At 64.2% G+C, this 16077-nt stretch carries 16 protein-coding genes; 3 read left to right on the top strand and 13 right to left on the bottom strand.

Features of this window, described 5'->3' with window-relative positions; all coding sequences use genetic code 11:
• Positions 1–11: 11 nt before the first annotated feature.
• The 11 genes from ACVWWQ_RS11015 to ACVWWQ_RS10965 all read right to left on the bottom strand — a co-directional run bounded on the left by ACVWWQ_RS11015 (position 12) and on the right by ACVWWQ_RS10965 (position 11519).
• The gene (locus ACVWWQ_RS11015; RefSeq protein WP_133947420.1) at positions 12–1289 is read right to left on the bottom strand and encodes a glutamate-5-semialdehyde dehydrogenase; all 1278 of its coding nucleotides are present in this window, start codon (positions 1287–1289) and stop codon (positions 12–14) included.
• Positions 1286–2473, bottom strand: coding sequence for a glutamate 5-kinase (proB, locus tag ACVWWQ_RS11010; protein WP_133947422.1), 1188 nt, complete (start codon positions 2471–2473; stop codon positions 1286–1288). Before proB ends, ACVWWQ_RS11015 begins: the two co-directional genes overlap by 4 nt.
• Before the next feature lie 15 nt (positions 2474–2488).
• Positions 2489–3784, bottom strand: a complete 1296-nt coding sequence (gene argH / locus ACVWWQ_RS11005) for an argininosuccinate lyase (protein ID WP_133947424.1) — start codon at positions 3782–3784, stop codon at positions 2489–2491.
• An 85-nt stretch (positions 3785–3869) separates the two neighbouring features.
• Complete coding sequence (gene argC / locus ACVWWQ_RS11000) at positions 3870–4823, bottom strand: N-acetyl-gamma-glutamyl-phosphate reductase (RefSeq protein ID WP_133947426.1); 954 nt, start codon at positions 4821–4823, stop codon at positions 3870–3872.
• A 57-nt stretch (positions 4824–4880) separates the two neighbouring features.
• Positions 4881–6212, bottom strand: coding sequence for an acetylglutamate kinase (locus tag ACVWWQ_RS10995; protein WP_133947428.1), 1332 nt, complete (start codon positions 6210–6212; stop codon positions 4881–4883).
• A gap of 48 nt (positions 6213–6260) precedes the next feature.
• Positions 6261–7361, bottom strand: coding sequence for an acetylornithine deacetylase (locus tag ACVWWQ_RS10990; RefSeq protein WP_133947430.1), 1101 nt, complete (start codon positions 7359–7361; stop codon positions 6261–6263).
• Positions 7361–8551: an argininosuccinate synthase gene (locus ACVWWQ_RS10985; protein ID WP_133947432.1), complete on the bottom strand. Its 1191-nt coding sequence runs from the start codon at positions 8549–8551 to the stop codon at positions 7361–7363. The genes ACVWWQ_RS10990 and ACVWWQ_RS10985 overlap by 1 nt, the downstream gene beginning before the upstream one ends.
• A gap of 24 nt (positions 8552–8575) precedes the next feature.
• Positions 8576–9049, bottom strand: a complete 474-nt coding sequence (locus ACVWWQ_RS10980) for an OsmC family protein (RefSeq protein ID WP_133947434.1) — start codon at positions 9047–9049, stop codon at positions 8576–8578.
• Positions 9046–9666: an FMN-binding negative transcriptional regulator gene (locus ACVWWQ_RS10975; RefSeq protein ID WP_133947436.1), complete on the bottom strand. Its 621-nt coding sequence runs from the start codon at positions 9664–9666 to the stop codon at positions 9046–9048. The genes ACVWWQ_RS10980 and ACVWWQ_RS10975 overlap by 4 nt, the downstream gene beginning before the upstream one ends.
• Before the next feature lie 7 nt (positions 9667–9673).
• Entirely contained in the window at positions 9674–10681 is a 1008-nt protein-coding gene (locus ACVWWQ_RS10970; protein WP_133947438.1) for an N-acetylornithine carbamoyltransferase, read from the bottom strand.
• A gap of 307 nt (positions 10682–10988) precedes the next feature.
• A complete protein-coding gene (locus ACVWWQ_RS10965; protein WP_099653565.1) occupies positions 10989–11519 on the bottom strand; it encodes a glycine zipper 2TM domain-containing protein in 531 nt (176 codons plus the stop codon).
• A 188-nt stretch (positions 11520–11707) separates the two neighbouring features.
• On the opposite strand from ACVWWQ_RS10965, the gene cysS reads away from it, so the two are divergent.
• Positions 11708–13078 (top strand): cysteine--tRNA ligase, encoded by a 1371-nt coding sequence (gene cysS, locus ACVWWQ_RS10960; RefSeq protein WP_099653566.1) that lies wholly within the window; start codon positions 11708–11710, stop codon positions 13076–13078.
• 61 nt (positions 13079–13139) lie between these two features.
• Entirely contained in the window at positions 13140–13571 is a 432-nt protein-coding gene (locus tag ACVWWQ_RS10955; protein WP_133947440.1) for a SufE family protein, read from the top strand.
• A 237-nt stretch (positions 13572–13808) separates the two neighbouring features.
• On the opposite strand, the gene dksA is transcribed toward ACVWWQ_RS10955, so the two are convergent.
• Positions 13809–15020 carry an RNA polymerase-binding protein DksA gene (gene dksA, locus ACVWWQ_RS10950; RefSeq protein ID WP_208321568.1) on the bottom strand — a complete coding sequence of 404 codons (1212 nt, stop codon included), beginning with the start codon at positions 15018–15020 and terminating at the stop codon, positions 13809–13811.
• A gap of 115 nt (positions 15021–15135) precedes the next feature.
• Between dksA and yidD the strand changes: the two genes are divergently transcribed.
• The gene (yidD, locus tag ACVWWQ_RS10945) at positions 15136–15408 is read left to right on the top strand and encodes a membrane protein insertion efficiency factor YidD (protein ID WP_133947442.1); all 273 of its coding nucleotides are present in this window, start codon (positions 15136–15138) and stop codon (positions 15406–15408) included.
• 47 nt (positions 15409–15455) lie between these two features.
• Here the strand turns inward: yidD and ACVWWQ_RS10940 are convergent, their stop codons facing one another.
• Entirely contained in the window at positions 15456–16058 is a 603-nt protein-coding gene (locus ACVWWQ_RS10940) for a DUF1294 domain-containing protein (RefSeq protein WP_133947444.1), read from the bottom strand.
• Positions 16059–16077: the final 19 nt, after the last annotated feature.

Below are 16077 nucleotides of genomic sequence, written 5' to 3'. Positions count from 1 at the left end.
CAAGCGACCGTCTACGAGGGCCGCGATCGGGCGCGACTCTCGGCATGTCGCACCTGCCCCTCGCCCCGTACCACGAAGCGCTCGATGGTCAGTGCCTCGGCCCCCATCGGACCGTAGGCGTGAAGCCGCGTGGTGGAAATGCCGATCTCGGCCCCCAGACCCAGCTCGCCGCCGTCGCTGAAGCGCGAGGATGCGTTGACCATCACCACGGCGGAGCGGATCGCCTGCACGAAGCGCTGGGCAGCCGCCGCGTCCGCGGTCGCGATGACCTCGGTGTGGTCGGAGCCATGACGGTGGATGTGGGCAATCGCTTCCTCGAGATCATCAACCACGCGCACGGCAAGAATCAGATCAAGGAACTCGGCGGCATAGTCGTCGTCGCTGGCGCCGTGCATGTCGCTGACCAGCGCGCGGCTGGCCGCGTCGCCACGCAATTCGACGCCGCGTTCGCGCAAGGCCTTTGCCGCCGAAGGAAGAAATGACGCCGCCACGTCGCGATGAACCAGCAACGTCTCCAGGGCGTTGCAGACACCCGGGCGTGACGTCTTGCCGTCGACCAGCAGGTCCAGGGCGAGATCCAGATCGGCGGCGCGATCCACATACAGATGGCAGACGCCCTTGTAGTGCTTGATCACCGGTACCCGCGCGTGTTCGGCCACGAAGCGGATCAAGCCTTCGCCGCCGCGCGGAATCGCCAGGTCGACGATGTCGGTGAGCTGCAGCAATTCGACCATCGCTTCACGACGCAGGTCCTCGATCAGGGTCAACGCTGCCGCGGGCACATCATTCTTGATCAGTGCGCCGCGCAATGCTTCGGCAATCGCGGTGTTGGAATGGATTGCCTCCGAACCGCCACGCAGAATCACCGCGTTGCCGGCCATCAGGCACAGCGCCGCGGCATCGGCGGTCACGTTGGGGCGAGCCTCGTAAATCATCGCGATCAGCCCGAGCGGAATGCGCACCCGTTCGATCGACAAGCCGTCCGGGCGTGTCTCGCGGCGCGTCACCACACCGACCGGGTCGGGCAACTCGGCGACCTGGCGCAACGCGCTGGCGATGCCCGCCACGCGCGCCTCGTCCAGCCGCAGACGATCGAGCATCGCGCCCTGCACGCCTTTTGCCGCGGCGTGATCCATGTCGTGCGCATTCGCGGCAAGCACCTTGTCACATTGGGCTTCCAGCGCCGCCGCCATGTCCTGCAACAGCTTACGTTTGGCCGCCGTGTCGAGCAGCGCCACGACTGATGCCGCTTCACGGCAGGCCAGCGCTTGTTCCTCGATCGTGCTCATGCATTCATCTCCTGCTCGAACAGTGCCGAGGTGTCCACTGTGATGAGGTCATCGCGATGTATGACTTCGTCGCCGTGGCTGTAATCCAGCACCATTTCGATCTCGCGACTGTGCCGTCCAGCCAGTCGTCGCACCTCGGCGGCGGCGTACTGGGTCAAACCCCGTGCCACAGGGCGACCGTCGATATCGACGATCTCCACAAGGTCACCACGTTGGAATTCACCATCGGCGCCGACGATCCCGCTTGGCAACAGTGACGCGCGGCCTTGGGCAAGTGCACGAGCTGCACCGGGATCGATGCGGATGCAACCGCGCGCCGGTGGCGCATGCAGCAACCAGTACTTGCGGGACTGCATGCGACTGTGTGGTGCGCGTACGAGGGTTCCACGCAGCCTCCCCTCACCCAACGCCTGCGCCGTGGCGACATGGCTGCCATCGAACAGTGCCGTGGGAATACCGGCAGCGGCGGCCTTCTGTGCCGCTTCGAGTTTGGTGCGCATGCCGCCGGTGCCGGCCGCGCTGTGGCTGTCGCCGGCCATGGCCAGGATTTCCGGTGTCAGCGCGGCGACGTGAGGAATCGGCACGGCCGTCGGATCGCGCCTCGGATCAGCGCTGTACAACGCGTCAACATCGGACGCGATCAGCAGCACATCGGCGTCGACCAGCGCCGCGACGATGGCGGCGAGGTTGTCGTTGTCGCCCAGCTTCAACTCGTCCACCGATACCGTGTCGTTCTCGTTGATCACCGGCAATACGCCAAGCCGCAGCAGCTCGCGCAAGGTCGTGCGTGCATTGAGATAGCGTCGACGATTACGCAGGTCGTCATGCGTCAGCAGCACCTGCGCCACCGGCCGCGTTGACAGCGACTGCCACAACGCGATCATCGGCGCCTGACCCACGGCAGCCAGTGCCTGCCGCGCTGCCAGACCCCCACTATCGCTTGCATGCTGGCGCAGCAACGCACGCCCCGCTGCCACCGCGCCGGAAGATACCAACACCACTTCGCGCCCCTGGGCCTGGCTGGCCGCGATGAACGCCGCCAGCCCTTCGGCGTGCCGTGGCGTGAGTCCGCCCCCATCGGCGGCAAGCAGGTTGCTGCCCACCTTGAGTACAGCGCGGCGCCACGGCGGCAACATCTGTTCGGGCAGCTCGACGCGCACAACCTTCGTATCGATCATCGCCATGCCCGTATCACCCGTTCAGCCATCAAGCGCGCGCAATCGCGCGTGCAACGTATCCAGCCGCAAATCATGACCTGCGCCCGGCGACACCCGCGCGGCGAGACTGCTTTCCGGCGTGCGCCCGTGGCCCGCCGATGCGGCGGTTTCTGCCGCGGCGCGATACGCATCCCGGAACGGCACACCGGCTGCGGCCTGTTCGATCGCCACGTCGGTCGCATACATCGCCGGCTCGATCGCGGCACGCATTGCCGCCTCGTTCCACTGCAGACGCGCGAGCAGGTCGGGCACCAGTTCCAGCGCACCCAGTCCGTGGCGCACACCATGGAACAGCGAGCCCTTGGAGAACTGCAGGTCGCGCTGGTAGCCCGAGGGCAGCGACAGCAACTGTTCGATCTCGGTGCGGGCGGCGGCGACGCTGGCGTAGCTGGCGCGCAGCAACTCGATCACGTCGGGATTGCGCTTGTTCGGCATGATCGAACTGCCAGTGGTGTACTCGTCCGGCAGCTTCACGAAGTTGAATTCAGCGGTGGTGAACAGCGACAGGTCCCACGCCATCCGGCGCAGATCAAGCAGCGCGCCGGCAATCGCCTCCAGCACGGCCATCTCGAATTTGCCACGCGAAAGCTGCGCGTAGATCGGGCTGACCTGCATGCGTGCGAAGCCCAGCGCCGCCGTTGTGTGCTCGCGGTCCAGCTTCAGGTTCACGCCGTAGCCGGCGGCCGTGCCCAGCGGGTTGGCGTCGATCAGGGCCAGTGTCTGGCGCGCGCGCATCGCGTTGTCGATGAACCCTTCGGCGAAGCCGGCAAACCACATCGCGGTGGAGGAAACCACCGCGCGTTGCAGATGGGTATAACCGGGCAGCGGCAGGGAATCGCTTGCTGCACGATCGAGACAGACTGTCGCGATCGCTCGACAGTGGATCTCCAATGCCACGAGCTTTTCCTTCAACCACAACCGCGTGGCTACCAGGACCTGATCGTTGCGGCTGCGCCCCGTATGCACGCGACGACCAGCATCGCCGAGACGCTCGGTCAGTCGCGCCTCGATCGCCGAATGGCCGTCCTCGAAGCGCTCGTCCAGCACGAAAGCGCCGCTGGCAAAATCTTCCGCCAGCGCGTCCAGTTCGCGCTTCAGCGCAGCGGCCTCGTCGGCGCTCACCACGCCGATGTTGGCGAGGCCTTCCACGTGCGCCTTGCTGGCGGTGATGTCGTGCAGGAAGAACTCGCGATCCAGCAGTACGTCGTCGCCGGCGAGAAACTGCATGATCTTCGCGTCGATCCGGATGCCGGCCTTTTGCCAGAGTGGTTGGGTCATGGTGGAGGATTCCGTGGGAGCGCACCTTGTGCGCGATGGCCTTGATGGAAATTCGTGGAAGAACGATCGCGCATAGGGTGCGCTCCTACAACGGAATCGCGGTGTATTCGTCGACGCCGATGGCGCGGTTGATGTTCTGCATTGCCTGGGTGGCGGCACCCTTCAGCAGGTTGTCCAGCGTGGCGACGACGACCACCCGCTTGCCGTCGGCCGACATCGCGAAGCCGCCGATCTCGGCGTGATGGCGATGGGCGATGCGGCTGACCCACGGCGCCTCATCGACCACGGCGACCAGCTTGTCGCCGGCGTAGGCGCTACGGAAACGCTGCAGCACCTCCTCGCGTTTCAGTTGCCGGGTGAGATAGAGATTGCTGGTGACGGTGAGTCCGCGAAAATGCGGCGCCACATGCGGCATGAATTCCACCGGGATGCCAAGCCGGAAGGAAGCCTCCTTCTCGTGCATGTGGCCGGTGAGCGCATACGGCATCAGGTTGTCGCGCAGCTTGTCCGGATCGTTCTTGTCCGAGGGGGTGGTGCCCGCGCCGGAGTAGCCGGAGACGCCGAAGCACACCGGCGGCGCGCCCAGCAGATCCTTCAGCGGCGCGATCGACAATTGCATCGCGGTGGCGTAACAGCCGGGATTGCTGATCCGGCGTTCGCCACGCCACTGCGCGCGGGTCAATTCGGGCAGTCCGTAATACCAGCTCGGGTCGAAGCGATAATCGGCCGACAGATCGAGGATCAACGGGTTCACGCCGGCCTTGTCGAACGCTTCCACGCAGGCGGCGGCCTTGCCGTTGGGCAAGGCGAGAATCACCACGTCCGCTCCAAGCGCCGGCAAGTCTTCATGCGCCGGCGCGGTGTAGCAGAGCTCGCCGTGATACTCCGGCACCTGCGCATCGACGCGCTGGCCGTCCAGTTCGCGCGAAGAGACGAAGACCAGTTCCAGCGCCGGATGCGCCGCGATCATGCGGATCAGTTCCGTGCCGGTATGCCCGCGTGCGCCCACGATGCCGATGGTTTTCTTTGGATTTGTCACCGATTTACTCCTGCGATGTTCTTGCACCGGGCCGCGTTGCCTCCGCGCGCCACGACTTCAATCGACCAGCGTCGGCTGACGCTGCGCACAGTGCGCCACGCATCCGGCGATGGTGTCGAATCCGTCGATGCCGTACCAGAACACCTTCCAGCGCGGCTGCTTCAGGCAGCCGTCCGACTCGGCGTAATAGAACGGATTGACCGCATTGCCATGGCGCGAACGCCAGAACAACTGCGGGTTCTCCTCGCGCATCACCTGCCACACCGCACGGCCGAGACCTTCGCCCTGGGCGTCGTCGAGTACGGCGAATTTGTCCAGATAGGGCAGGCCCGGCCCCTTGTCGACCTGTTCCATGGTCAGGATCATCGCGGCGCGGTAGTTCTCGCTGACGTAGATGCGGAACGGCTTGGTACGCTCGAAATAATCCGTCACCAGGGTGCGACCGAAGCTGGATTCGATCAGCTCGCGCATGCGTTCCCGATCCACTTCATCCCAGGCATCGAAGCGCAGCACCTTCTCGCCCCGTCGCACCAGCGTACCCGAGCCCTTGTGCGTGAACAGCTCCTTGGCCAGCTCGGACGGGCGCGTAATCGACACCGAAGAGGTCAGCGGCAAATCGGCCAGCAGGTCGGCGATCTGCTCGATTTTCAGGCGCATGCCGCCGTTGATCCAGGGCTGCGCCATCAGGTGGTCGAACTCGGTGCTCAGATTGATCGAGTCGATCAGCTTGCCGTTTTCGTCGAGCAGGCCGCCGGTGCCGGTGAGGAAGATGATCTTGTACGGCTGCAGCACGCGCACCAGTTCGTTGGCGGCGAAGTCGGCGTTGATGTTGAGGATCTGCCCCTCGTCGGTTTCACCCAGGCTGGCGATCACCGGAATCGAGTTGGCCCGCAGGCTGGCTTCGATCGGCGCCAGATTGATGCTGCGCACCTTGCCGACCAGGCCGAACGTGTCGAGGTCCAGGTAATCGGCGGTAAACACGCCGGTGCCGACCGAGGTGGCACGCGTATCCATCGACTGCAGCGCCTCGACCAGTTTCAGGTTTTGCTGCTGAAACACCCGCCGCACGATACCCAATGCCTTGGCCGAGGTGACGCGCAGCCCGTCAATGGTCTGCTTCTCGATGCCAGCCGCGGCAAGCTCCTCGTCCAGCTGCGGACCGGCGCCGTGCAGCACGATCGGAGTCAGTCCGACCTGCTGCAGGAAGGTCAGCGACGAAGCCAGATCAACCAGTTCGTCGCGCAGCACCGCGCCGCCGACCTTGACCACCGCGAAACGCTTGGCGTCGATTTCGGAAAAGCGCTTGAGATATTGCTGGATTTCTTTCGCGCTACCCATGCTCGAAAGCAGGCGCACGATGGTCTTGCGGGTGTGCTTATGCGTTTCCACGTCTGTTCCTTGCGCTCATCAGCGAACGCGAGAGTCGAAAGCCGGCCGTCACTGGCCGGGCGCTTCAATGATTCGATAAACCGTTTGCGCATACCGCTCGAGCTGATCCAGCGCGACCCACTCGTCGGCGCTGTGTGCCTGCGCGATGTCGCCGGGGCCATAAACGAAGGCGGTATAGCCGGCGGCAGAGAACAGCGCCGCCTCGGTCCAGAAATCCACTGCGTTGCCGACCGGGACGCCGAGCTCGTCGGCCAGATCGCGTGCAACCAGCCGGTTCGCTTCGGCGTTGGCGGTGTCGCCGGCGGGCAGCGAGGCGCCACGAAAGGTTTCGGCAAACTCCACCGGCTGTGGTTCGACCAGGGTGCGGAACCGGGTCAGCAAGGTGTCGGGGTTCATCGTCGGCAACGGCCGCATGCCGAAGCGAACCTCGGCGCTGGGCGCGATCATGTTCGCCTTGATGCCGCCCTCGACCCGGCCGATATTGAAGCGCAGGCCGGTCAGTCCACCAAAACGCTCATGCGATTGCGCGGACACGAAGTCCAGCGCGGCGCTGCCCCAGCGCATCGCCTGATGCAGCGCACTGTCGCTGGGCCGCTGCTCGCCCGAGGCGTGACCGGCGTGCCCGGCGAAACGCATCAGCACCGACTGGATACCGCGATGCGCAAGCACGGCTTCACCCCGCGTCGGCTCGGCCACGATCACCGCCTCGTAAGCGTGCGTTTCGCGCAGGAAGCCGGCAATGCAGCGCGGGTCATTGGCTTCCTCATCCGTGGAAAACAGCAATGCCAGCGGACCGTCGCTGGCATTCGCTGCCGCCAGCAAGGCCGCTGCTGCACCCTTGATGTCGCAGGCACCGAGACCGATCGCACGATCGGCGGCCACCCGCAGCGCATGCGGATCGGCCGTCCACGCCGGTGAATCCGGCACGGTGTCCAGGTGCACGTTGAACAGGTACTTCGGCTGGCCGCGCACCGCATGCAGGGCCACCGCGCCAGCCCCGAAATCGGTCACCGTCACGGTAAAGCCGGGCAGCTGCGCACGCAGGTAATCGAAAATGCCGCCGGTATTGATGATCCGCGGCGGATTGCGCGTGTCGAAACCGACCAGCGCCGTCAGGTGTTTCAGCGTGGCATCGAGCAGCGCGCTCATCACCGATTGACCTCGGCCCACAGCGTCGAGCTCATGCCGAACAGCTTGATGAAGCCTTCGGCCTCTTCGACGCCCCAGTCGGCCGACTGGGCGTACGTGGCGCCCTTCGCATTGAGGATGTGCTTCGACTCCACCGCCACCGCGCCGACGCTGCCGCCGTGGGTTTCCAGCGTCACGGTGCCGTTGACGGTGGACTGGCTGGACGCCAGGTACGCTTCCAGATCGGACTTCAGCGGATCGTGGAAGAAGCCCTCGTAGACCAGCTCCACCCACTTGCGCGCCACCTCGGGCTTGAAGCGGTTCTGCAGCTTGCTGAGCACGGCCTCTTCCAGCGCACGATGCGCGGTGAGCAGCGCGGTCAGGCCCGGCGCCTCGAAGATGATGCGGCCCTTCAGGCCGATCGTGGTGTCACCGGTGTAGAGGCCGCGACCTACCCCGTATTGCGCAAACAGGCCGTTCAATTTTGCCAGCATCTGATGCCCGGCAATCTTCTCGCCATCCAGCGTCACCGCCTCGCCGTTGACGAAGCCGATCTTCACCTGCAACGGTTTGGACGGCCATTCGGCACGCGGCTTGCACCAGCCTGCCGCACCTTCGCCCGGCGCCTGCCACTTGTCGATCTCGCCGCCGGACATGGTCAGACCAAGCAAGTTCTCGTTGATGGTGTAGGCCTGCTGCTTGGCGCGCACGCCGAAACCGCGGTCTTCCAGGTACTTCTGCTCGTAGGCGCGAGTCTGCGTGTGTTCCTTCTGGATCTCGCGGATCGGCGCCACGATCTGATAATCGCCCAATGCCTTCACCGCCAGATCGAAGCGCACCTGGTCGTTGCCCATGCCGGTGCAGCCATGCGCGATGGCGCGGGTGCCCAGCTCGGCGGCGCGCTTCAGCGCAGCCTCGACGATCAGGTAGCGGTCGGAGACCAGCAGCGGATACTGGCCTTGATAGCCCTCGCCCGCCCACACGAATGGCTTGACGAAGCCGGCCCAGATCGCCGGACCCCCATCGACCGTCACGTGGCTGGCGACACCCAGCTCCCTGGCACGGGCTTCGATGAAGGCGCGCTCGTCGGCGTCCACACCGCCGGTATCGGCAAACACGGTGTGCACGGCCCAACCCTGCGCCTGCAGGTAAGGCACGCAAAAGCTGGTGTCGAGGCCACCGGAAAACGCGAGGACGATGTCTTTGCTCATGGCTTGCAGATCCTGGAGATTAAGTCAGACGGATGCGATGACGATGCGCGGTTCGCAGCGCACCGGGAAATTCACGGAATTGGCGATGAAACAGGCATGGTGTGCCGTTTCGTGCGCCGCTGCGGCCCTGGTCGGGTCGCTGGACGCACTGATGGTGACGATGGGGTGCAGGACGACCTCGGCGAAGCGGCCACCGTCACCCGCGGTCGTCATCGTGCCCTCGGCAGCATCGGTGTACGCCGTCACCACCACGCCGGCCACCGTGGCCATGTGGAGGTAGGAAAGCATGTGGCAGCTGGACAGCGCAGCGACCAGCATGTCTTCGGGATTGTGCCGGGCAGCATCGCCGTGGAACGTGGGATCAGCCGAGCCAGCCAGTTCGGGCTTGCCGTCGATGCGGATGACGTGCTCGCGACCATAGTGGCGATAGCCCTCCGTGCCGCTGCCGTGATTTCCGGTCCATTCCACGCTGACGCGATAGTGATGCTGACGGTTCATGCCTTGGGCTCCTGAGCGACCATCATTGCGGTCAACGCCACATCCCCATCGCCGGCACGCTCACCCAGGCCGGCGACCACGCCGGCGCGGTTGCGCGCAGGATGGTTCTGGCTGAGCTTGAACTTGCCTTCGAGGCGATCGATGGTGACTTCGAGGCCGACGATGGCGCGCAGCGATTTCTCGATGTGATCTTCCGGTGCATCAGTGATCTTCCACGGCTGCGCCTGGCCCGCCTCATGATGGTCGGTGAGCCGTTCCAGCAGGCCGCGCAACCACACCGCATCGTCCATCACGCGCAAGCGGCCATGCACGTGCACCACCGCGTAGTTCCATGTCGGCACCTCGCGTCCGGTTTCATGCTTGGTCGGGTACCAGTTGGGGCTGATATAGCCGTCCGGCCCCCGGAACACCAGCAGCACTTCGGCCCCATCCATCCGCACCAGCTCGTTGCCACGGGCGACATGGCCATGCAGGACGCCATCCACCAGTTCGAACGGCAGATGATTGGCGACGAGACCGTTCCCGGCATGCGCGACGACGGTCGCAAACGGATACGTGCCGATCAGCCCATGGAGGACCTCCGCACGCGTTTCCTCGAAGTGCTTCGGCGTATACATGGCCGCCTCAGACTTGCCCGATCAGCGAAGCCATCACCGCTTTCTGCACGTGCAGGCGGTTCTCGGCCTCGTCGATGGCGATGCACGCCGGCGAATCCATCACGGCGTCGGTCGCCTTGATGTTCCGGCGCAGCGGCAGGCAGTGGCTGAACAAGCCGTGGTCGGTCAGCGCCATCTTTGCTTCATCCACGATGAAGTGCTTGCTGGCCTCACGGATCGGTTTCTCCTTGTCCCACTGACCGAAGAACGGCAACGCTCCCCAGCTCTTGGCATAGATCACGTTGGCACCGCTGTACGCCTCCTCGATGTCGTGACTGACCTTCAGCGAACCGCCATTCTTCTCGGCATTCAGGCGGCCAAACGCCATGTAACGCTCGTCCAGCACGTAATCGGGCGTGGGGCACAACAGAGTCACATCCATGCCCATCCTGGTCGCGATCAGCAGCGCGGAGTTCGCCACGGCGGTGTTCAGCGGCTTCGGATGGTAGGTCCAAGTCAGAACATATTTCTTGTTCTGCAGATCGCCCAGATGCTCCTTCAGTGCCAGCGCGTGGGCCAGTTCCTGACAAGGATGGGTGATCGTTTCCATGTTGATCACCGGCACCGTGGCGTACTGCGCGAACGCCTTGATCACCTTGTCCTGGCGATCCACCGCCCAGTCCTGGAATTTGGGGAATGCCCGCACGGCGATCAGGTCGACGTAACGGCTCAACACCCGCGCCACCTCGGCGATGTGTTCCTCTGTATCGCCATCCATCACACTGCCGACCTCGAACTCGATCGGCCAGGCGTCCTTGCCCGGCGACAGCACGATCGCGTGCGCGCCCAGATGAAACGCGCCCAGTTCGAAACTGGTACGGGTACGCATCGAGGGATTGAAGAACAGCAGCGCGATCGACTTGCCAGCCAGTTGCTGGCCGCGCGGCGAGCGCTTGAACGCCGCAGCCTGCTCCAGCAGCGCGTCGAGCTCGGCGCGGCTGCAATCCTGGGTGGTGATGAAATGCCGTAAAGCCATGATTTACTCCCATCCAAAACACAAAAAACCCGGCGCAGAGGCCGGGTTTCGTCGTCGATGCACCTGAAACGCGTGCGACTGCCTACCCGGCCGAGTATCCATACAACGGTCGGCGCGCACGCGACGTCATGCCAGCAGCCGCGCGGGCGCTGGTGAGTACGGTGGCGGTATAGACGGCTGTGGACATGCGGGGTTCCGGGTGAATGCCGATCATGATGACGGCAATTTCGCTGCCATGCAACAAAAAAAGCGGGGCTCTGAAATACCAGCGCCGCCCGTAGGCGGCGCTGGTGGAACCGGGCCCGGATCAGTCAGCCGGGTCGACCCGAACGCGAACGCGCAGGCGCTCACCCGGATCGTAGCTCAGACGGGAGGTGTAAACCTCACCACGGTAGCGGTATTCCACGTCGTAGCCGATGATCCGCCGCTGCTCGCTGATCGAGCTCACTTCACGGCACTGGGTCTGCGTGCTCTGGTAATCCTGCCCACGATTGGCTCGATTGCCGATCGCGCCACCGGCGACGGCGCCGGCAACCGTGGCGGCCTTGCGACCGTCACCCTTGCCGACGGTGTTGCCGAGCACGCCACCAATCACCGCGCCCAACACCGTGCCAGCCGTGCTGTTGCCGCCCTCATGGCGCACCACGGGCTGGTCATAGCATTCCTGTCGCGGCACTTCGGTACGGGTGACGCCCTGCACCGGATCAGCGCGCAGCACGTCTGCCCAGCCATAGTGGGCATTGTCGTCGTTGTTGGAATTGGCGTAACGCACATCCTGTGCACAGGCGCTGCCTGCCATCAAGGCAAGTACCAGCGCGGAAATCCACAGCTTGGTCATCACGACCTCCCGATTGCTGAAACATTACTCGCGCAGGCGAGCGTACTAGGGCCCATTGCAACAAATTCACGCTGAATACACCCTTAGAATCAGGCGCGGATCGCTCGGCGCGACTCGTCCGCTTACACCTTGTTAAGATGCCGGGCTGGTCGCGCCACTGCCGGACGGCCCCTGCCGCGGATTCCACCATGCCGATATCGCTCTACAACAGCCTGACTCGCCGCAACGAGCCGTTCGCCCCGCTCGATCCCGAACGGGTGACGATGTATCTGTGCGGTCCGACCGTCTACAACTACGTGCACATCGGCAACGCGCGCGGTCCGGTGGTCTTCGACGTGCTGGTGCGCCTGCTGCGGCGGCATTACCCGCAGGTCCTTTACGCACGCAACATCACCGACGTGGACGACAAGATCAACGCCGCCGCCCAGCAGCAAGGCGTGCAGATCGACGCGATCACCAACCGTTTCGCGCAGGCCTATCGCGACGACATGGCCGGCCTCGGCGTGGCGCCGCCCGACATCGAGCCACATGCGACCACTCACATCGCGCAGATCATCACGATGATCGAGCGCCTGATCGACGGCGGCCACGCTTATCCTGCCGAGGGCCATGTCCTGTTCGACGTCGGCTCATTCGCTGAATACGGCAAACTGTCCGGTCGCGACCCTGACGAACTGATCGCCGGCGCGCGGGTGGAAGTGGCGCCGTACAAGCGCAACGCCGGCGACTTCGTGCTGTGGAAACCCTCCACGCCCGAACTGCCGGGTTGGGACAGCCCGTGGGGCCGCGGCCGCCCGGGCTGGCACATCGAGTGCTCCGCGATGAGCGCCGCGCACCTGGGCGAAACCATCGACATCCATGCCGGCGGCGTTGACCTGCTGTTTCCGCACCATGAGAACGAAGTCGCCCAGTCCACCTGCGCCCATGGCGGCAAGGTGTTCGCGCGCTGGTGGATGCACAACGGCATGCTGACCTTCGATGGGCGCAAGATGTCCAAATCACTGGGCAATGTCTTGCTGGTGCATGAACTGCTCAAGCTGCATCCGGCCGAAGCGCTGCGCCTGCGCCTGCTCAGCGGCCACTACCGACAACCACTGGACTGGTCCGAAGCGGCCATCACGCAGGCATCCAGTACGCTGGACGGCTGGTATCGCGTGTTGCGTGATCTGGCTTCGATCGAACTACCGCCCGGTGACTTGCCGGTGCCGCCGCGCATCGAAGCCGCCTTGTGCGACGACCTGAATACGCCGCAGGCACTGGCGGAGCTGTCGGTATTGGCCGATGCCGCACGCCAGTCCGGCAGCGCCGAAGCCAAGGCTGCGCTGCTTGGCGGCGGCGCCTTGCTGGGTCTGCTGCAACAGCCACCGGAAGCCTGGTTCAGGCGCGGCGACAGTGCGATCGACGAGACCCACATCGAAAGTTTGCTGGAGCAGCGCCGAGCCGCGCGGGCCGCACGTGATTTCGCGCGGGCCGATGCGATTCGCGACGAACTGGCTGCGCAGGGCATCGTGATCGAGGACGGTGCCCAAGGGACTCGCTGGAGCATCGTCAAGCCCTGACCCACGACAAGACGGCGTGATTTGTTTCATTTCTGGTCCCCGTCCGCGCGATAATGTGGTCATGAATGCCACAGCCAGCACCAGCGCCGAACAGGTGCAACAGCAGATCGCCGAGGAATTCGCCTTTTTCGGCGACTGGACCGATCGCTATCAATACCTGATCGATCTCGGCAAGCAGTTGCCGGACTTTCCCGAAGCGCGCAAGAGTGAGGAATACCGTGTGCACGGCTGCCAGTCGATGGTCTGGCTGGTGCCTGGCGGCGATGCGTCGAACATGCACTTCGAAGCGGCCAGTGATTCGGCGATCGTGTCCGGCCTGATCGCGCTGGTACTGCGTGTATATTCCGATCGCTCGGCGGCCGAGATTCTGGCCACGGAGCCGACCTTCATCGGCACCATCGGACTGGCCAAGCACTTGTCGCCCACGCGCTCGAATGGCCTGGCCGCGATGCTGGCGAAGCTGAAGGGTTACGCCGCACAGGCCATTGTCTGAGCGCCATGCGCCCTGGCGTTGCCCTTGCTTGCCTCGCGCTGGCCTGGTCACGGCTCGAACGGCGGGCGCCGATCGTCCCTGCGACTGAAGAGTTACGCGGCGCAGGCGTTGGCCTGAGCGCTTCCGCACCGATACGCTGAAAGACAAAGCCCCGCACGAGGCGGGGCTTTGTTTGAAAAGTCCGGCATGGATGCCGGCTTGATCTTTGCGCTCACGGAGGAGCGCAAAAGAACCGCCTCAGTCGCCCATCTGCTTCTGCAGGTGCTCACGACGTTCCTGCGCATCCAGTGACAACGTGGCGATCGGTCGCGCATCGAGACGATCGACGCCAATCTCCTCGTCGGTTTCTTCGCAGAAACCGTAGCTGCCTTCCTCAATCCGGCGCAACGCCTTGTCGATCTTGGAAATCAGCTTGCGGTAGCGGTCGCGCGTGCGCAGTTCCAGTGAGTTTTCCGTCTCGCGGGTAGCGCGCTCGGCTTCATCGCCGACGTCACGCACTTCCTCGCGCAGGTTATCCATGGTCTGTCGGGACTCCTCGACAAGCTGGTCGCGCCAGTCGCGCAGCTTGTTGCGGAAGTACGCCAGATGCTTCGGGCTCATGTACTCCTCGTCCGACGAAGGACGATAGCCCTTGGGCAAACTGATGTTGCTGGTGGAGGAAAGTGCGTATCGCCCGTCTTCTTGGGTGATTCCGTTATCGAGTTTTTTTGCAGCAAGTTTATTCATTGACGACGACGTTTTCTGTTTCTTGGAGGAAGAGGCATGGTGCGCGGCAGACTCTGCGCGCGGAGTCACCATGGCGGTTGCACTCGCCACCTTGCCCTTGAAAAGGGTGCTGGCGGGTGCAGGGGATACGTGTTTTGCAGCAGCCACCGGTGCCGCCTTGGCCGGTGCCTTGGCAACCGGCTTGACCGCCTTGGCTGCAGGTTTGGCAGCCACCTTGGGGGCCGGCTTGGCAACGGGCTTGGCCGCCGGCTTTGCCACTGCGGTCTTCCTGGCGATCACCTTGGCCGGCTTCGCTACCGACTTTGCGGCTGCGCTGCGCGTCTTGACGGCGATCGGCTTGCCACTTTTGGCGGCAGGCTTGGTGGCGACGGATTTCTTCGGTGCCACTTTTTTCGCGACGACCTTGCTGGCTGGCGCCTTCTTCACGGGGACCTTCTTCACGGCAGCCTTTTTGGCAACGACTTTCTTTGCTGCCGGTGCCTTGGCAGCGCTGGATTTCTTCGCCGGTGACTTGACAACGGGCTTCTTGGGCAGCGACTTGGGCGCAGCTTTCTTCGCCGTCGGCTTGGCTGCAGCCTTGGGTTTTGCCATGGTTTTCGGTGCTGCCTTGACCGATGTCTTGCCAGCACTCTTCACGGCCGCCCCCTTGCCTGCCTTGCTTCCGGACGAAGCCTTGCCTTTCTGCGCCTTGGCGGCGGTCGAACTACGCGTCGTTTTCGCCATATCCCTTCACCGTTTGTGGCCTTGGCGGCCGGGTGTTATAGCCCATGTTTCCTGCACCAGCAAGCTTGCTTCTGAAATACTTGTACCATTACCCGATGCAAGCCGCTGCAGCCCCGTGAACATTCCAACCCGATTCATACTGTGGTTGCTGCGTTTGTACAAGCGCTGGCTCAGCCCGCTGCTCGGTCCACGCTGCCGATTCCACCCCAGCTGCTCTGATTATGCACGGATTGCGGTCACGCGCTTCGGTCCCTGGCGCGGCAGCCTGCTGACTGGCTGGCGCTTGCTACGCTGCCAGCCGTTGTGCGAGGGCGGCGAGGATCCCGTGCCCGAACACTTCCGTTACCCGCGGTGCCGCTGCAAGTCGAATTCGCACGATCTTCATTGACGAACTGCGGGCGAGGCGCCGATGACGCGATACGCGCACGAGCCCTTTTAGCCAGCCTGAAATACGCGACTCAGCCCGAACAAAACCACCAGGTTCACCAACACCATTATCCAGAAGGTCAGTCGAAAACCGACCTTGCGCGACTTGTGGCGCAAGTGCATCTGCGCCAGCCACGCCCCGGGCCAGCCGCCCAGCAGGGCAAGCAGCTGCAACGTCGATTCAGGAGTTCGCCAGCGCCCTCGGGCGGCAGCCTGCTTGTCATGTGCGTAGACCAGCCAGGTCACGCCACCAAGCACGGGATAGACCGCGGCGATCTGCCACGGCAACCTGCCGGTCCATGCCATCGCCAGCAGGGCCAGGCCGAACAAGGCCACCATGACTTCGGCCGGGCCCCAATGGAGGGCGTGCGACTGGGATCGCGGGCTTCGTTGTCCGGCCTCCGAGGCGAAATGCACGGCCGCAGCGGTGAGCTTTCCCCGCTCACCCGGCCGCACCTCATAGACGAGAATGTCTCCCTGCCGGGGCCGGCGTGCACGACCGGCGGCGAATTGCCCCACATGCAGGAAGATGCGCTGTTCGGTGGCGTGTGTCACCACGAAGCCATAGCCGCGCGAATCATTCCACTCGACGACCCTGCCCTGCTGCCTCATGGAGCCCCGAACATCCGCT

This window comes from Rhodanobacter sp. TND4EL1 (genome assembly GCF_054061035.1).
This window is presented reverse-complemented; position numbering and strand designations above follow the sequence as displayed.

What these genes read in the sequence shown, in the direction of transcription:
- ACVWWQ_RS11015 (WP_133947420.1), bottom strand. Translation starts at nt 1,289, where the DNA reads ATGAGCACGATCGAGGAACAAGCGCTGGCCTGCCGTGAAGCGGCATCA.
- proB (WP_133947422.1), bottom strand. Translation starts at nt 2,473, where the DNA reads ATGGCGATGATCGATACGAAGGTTGTGCGCGTCGAGCTGCCCGAACAG.
- argH (WP_133947424.1), bottom strand. Translation starts at nt 3,784, where the DNA reads ATGACCCAACCACTCTGGCAAAAGGCCGGCATCCGGATCGACGCGAAG.
- ACVWWQ_RS10990 (WP_133947430.1), bottom strand. Translation starts at nt 7,361, where the DNA reads ATGAGCGCGCTGCTCGATGCCACGCTGAAACACCTGACGGCGCTGGTC.
- ACVWWQ_RS10985 (WP_133947432.1), bottom strand. Translation starts at nt 8,551, where the DNA reads ATGAGCAAAGACATCGTCCTCGCGTTTTCCGGTGGCCTCGACACCAGC.
- ACVWWQ_RS10980 (WP_133947434.1), bottom strand. Translation starts at nt 9,049, where the DNA reads ATGAACCGTCAGCATCACTATCGCGTCAGCGTGGAATGGACCGGAAAT.
- ACVWWQ_RS10975 (WP_133947436.1), bottom strand. Translation starts at nt 9,666, where the DNA reads ATGTATACGCCGAAGCACTTCGAGGAAACGCGTGCGGAGGTCCTCCAT.
- ACVWWQ_RS10970 (WP_133947438.1), bottom strand. Translation starts at nt 10,681, where the DNA reads ATGGCTTTACGGCATTTCATCACCACCCAGGATTGCAGCCGCGCCGAG.
- ACVWWQ_RS10965 (WP_099653565.1), bottom strand. Translation starts at nt 11,519, where the DNA reads ATGACCAAGCTGTGGATTTCCGCGCTGGTACTTGCCTTGATGGCAGGC.
- cysS (WP_099653566.1), top strand. Translation starts at nt 11,708, where the DNA reads ATGCCGATATCGCTCTACAACAGCCTGACTCGCCGCAACGAGCCGTTC.
- ACVWWQ_RS10955 (WP_133947440.1), top strand. Translation starts at nt 13,140, where the DNA reads ATGAATGCCACAGCCAGCACCAGCGCCGAACAGGTGCAACAGCAGATC.
- dksA (WP_208321568.1), bottom strand. Translation starts at nt 15,020, where the DNA reads ATGGCGAAAACGACGCGTAGTTCGACCGCCGCCAAGGCGCAGAAAGGC.
- ACVWWQ_RS10940 (WP_133947444.1), bottom strand. Translation starts at nt 16,058, where the DNA reads ATGAGGCAGCAGGGCAGGGTCGTCGAGTGGAATGATTCGCGCGGCTAT.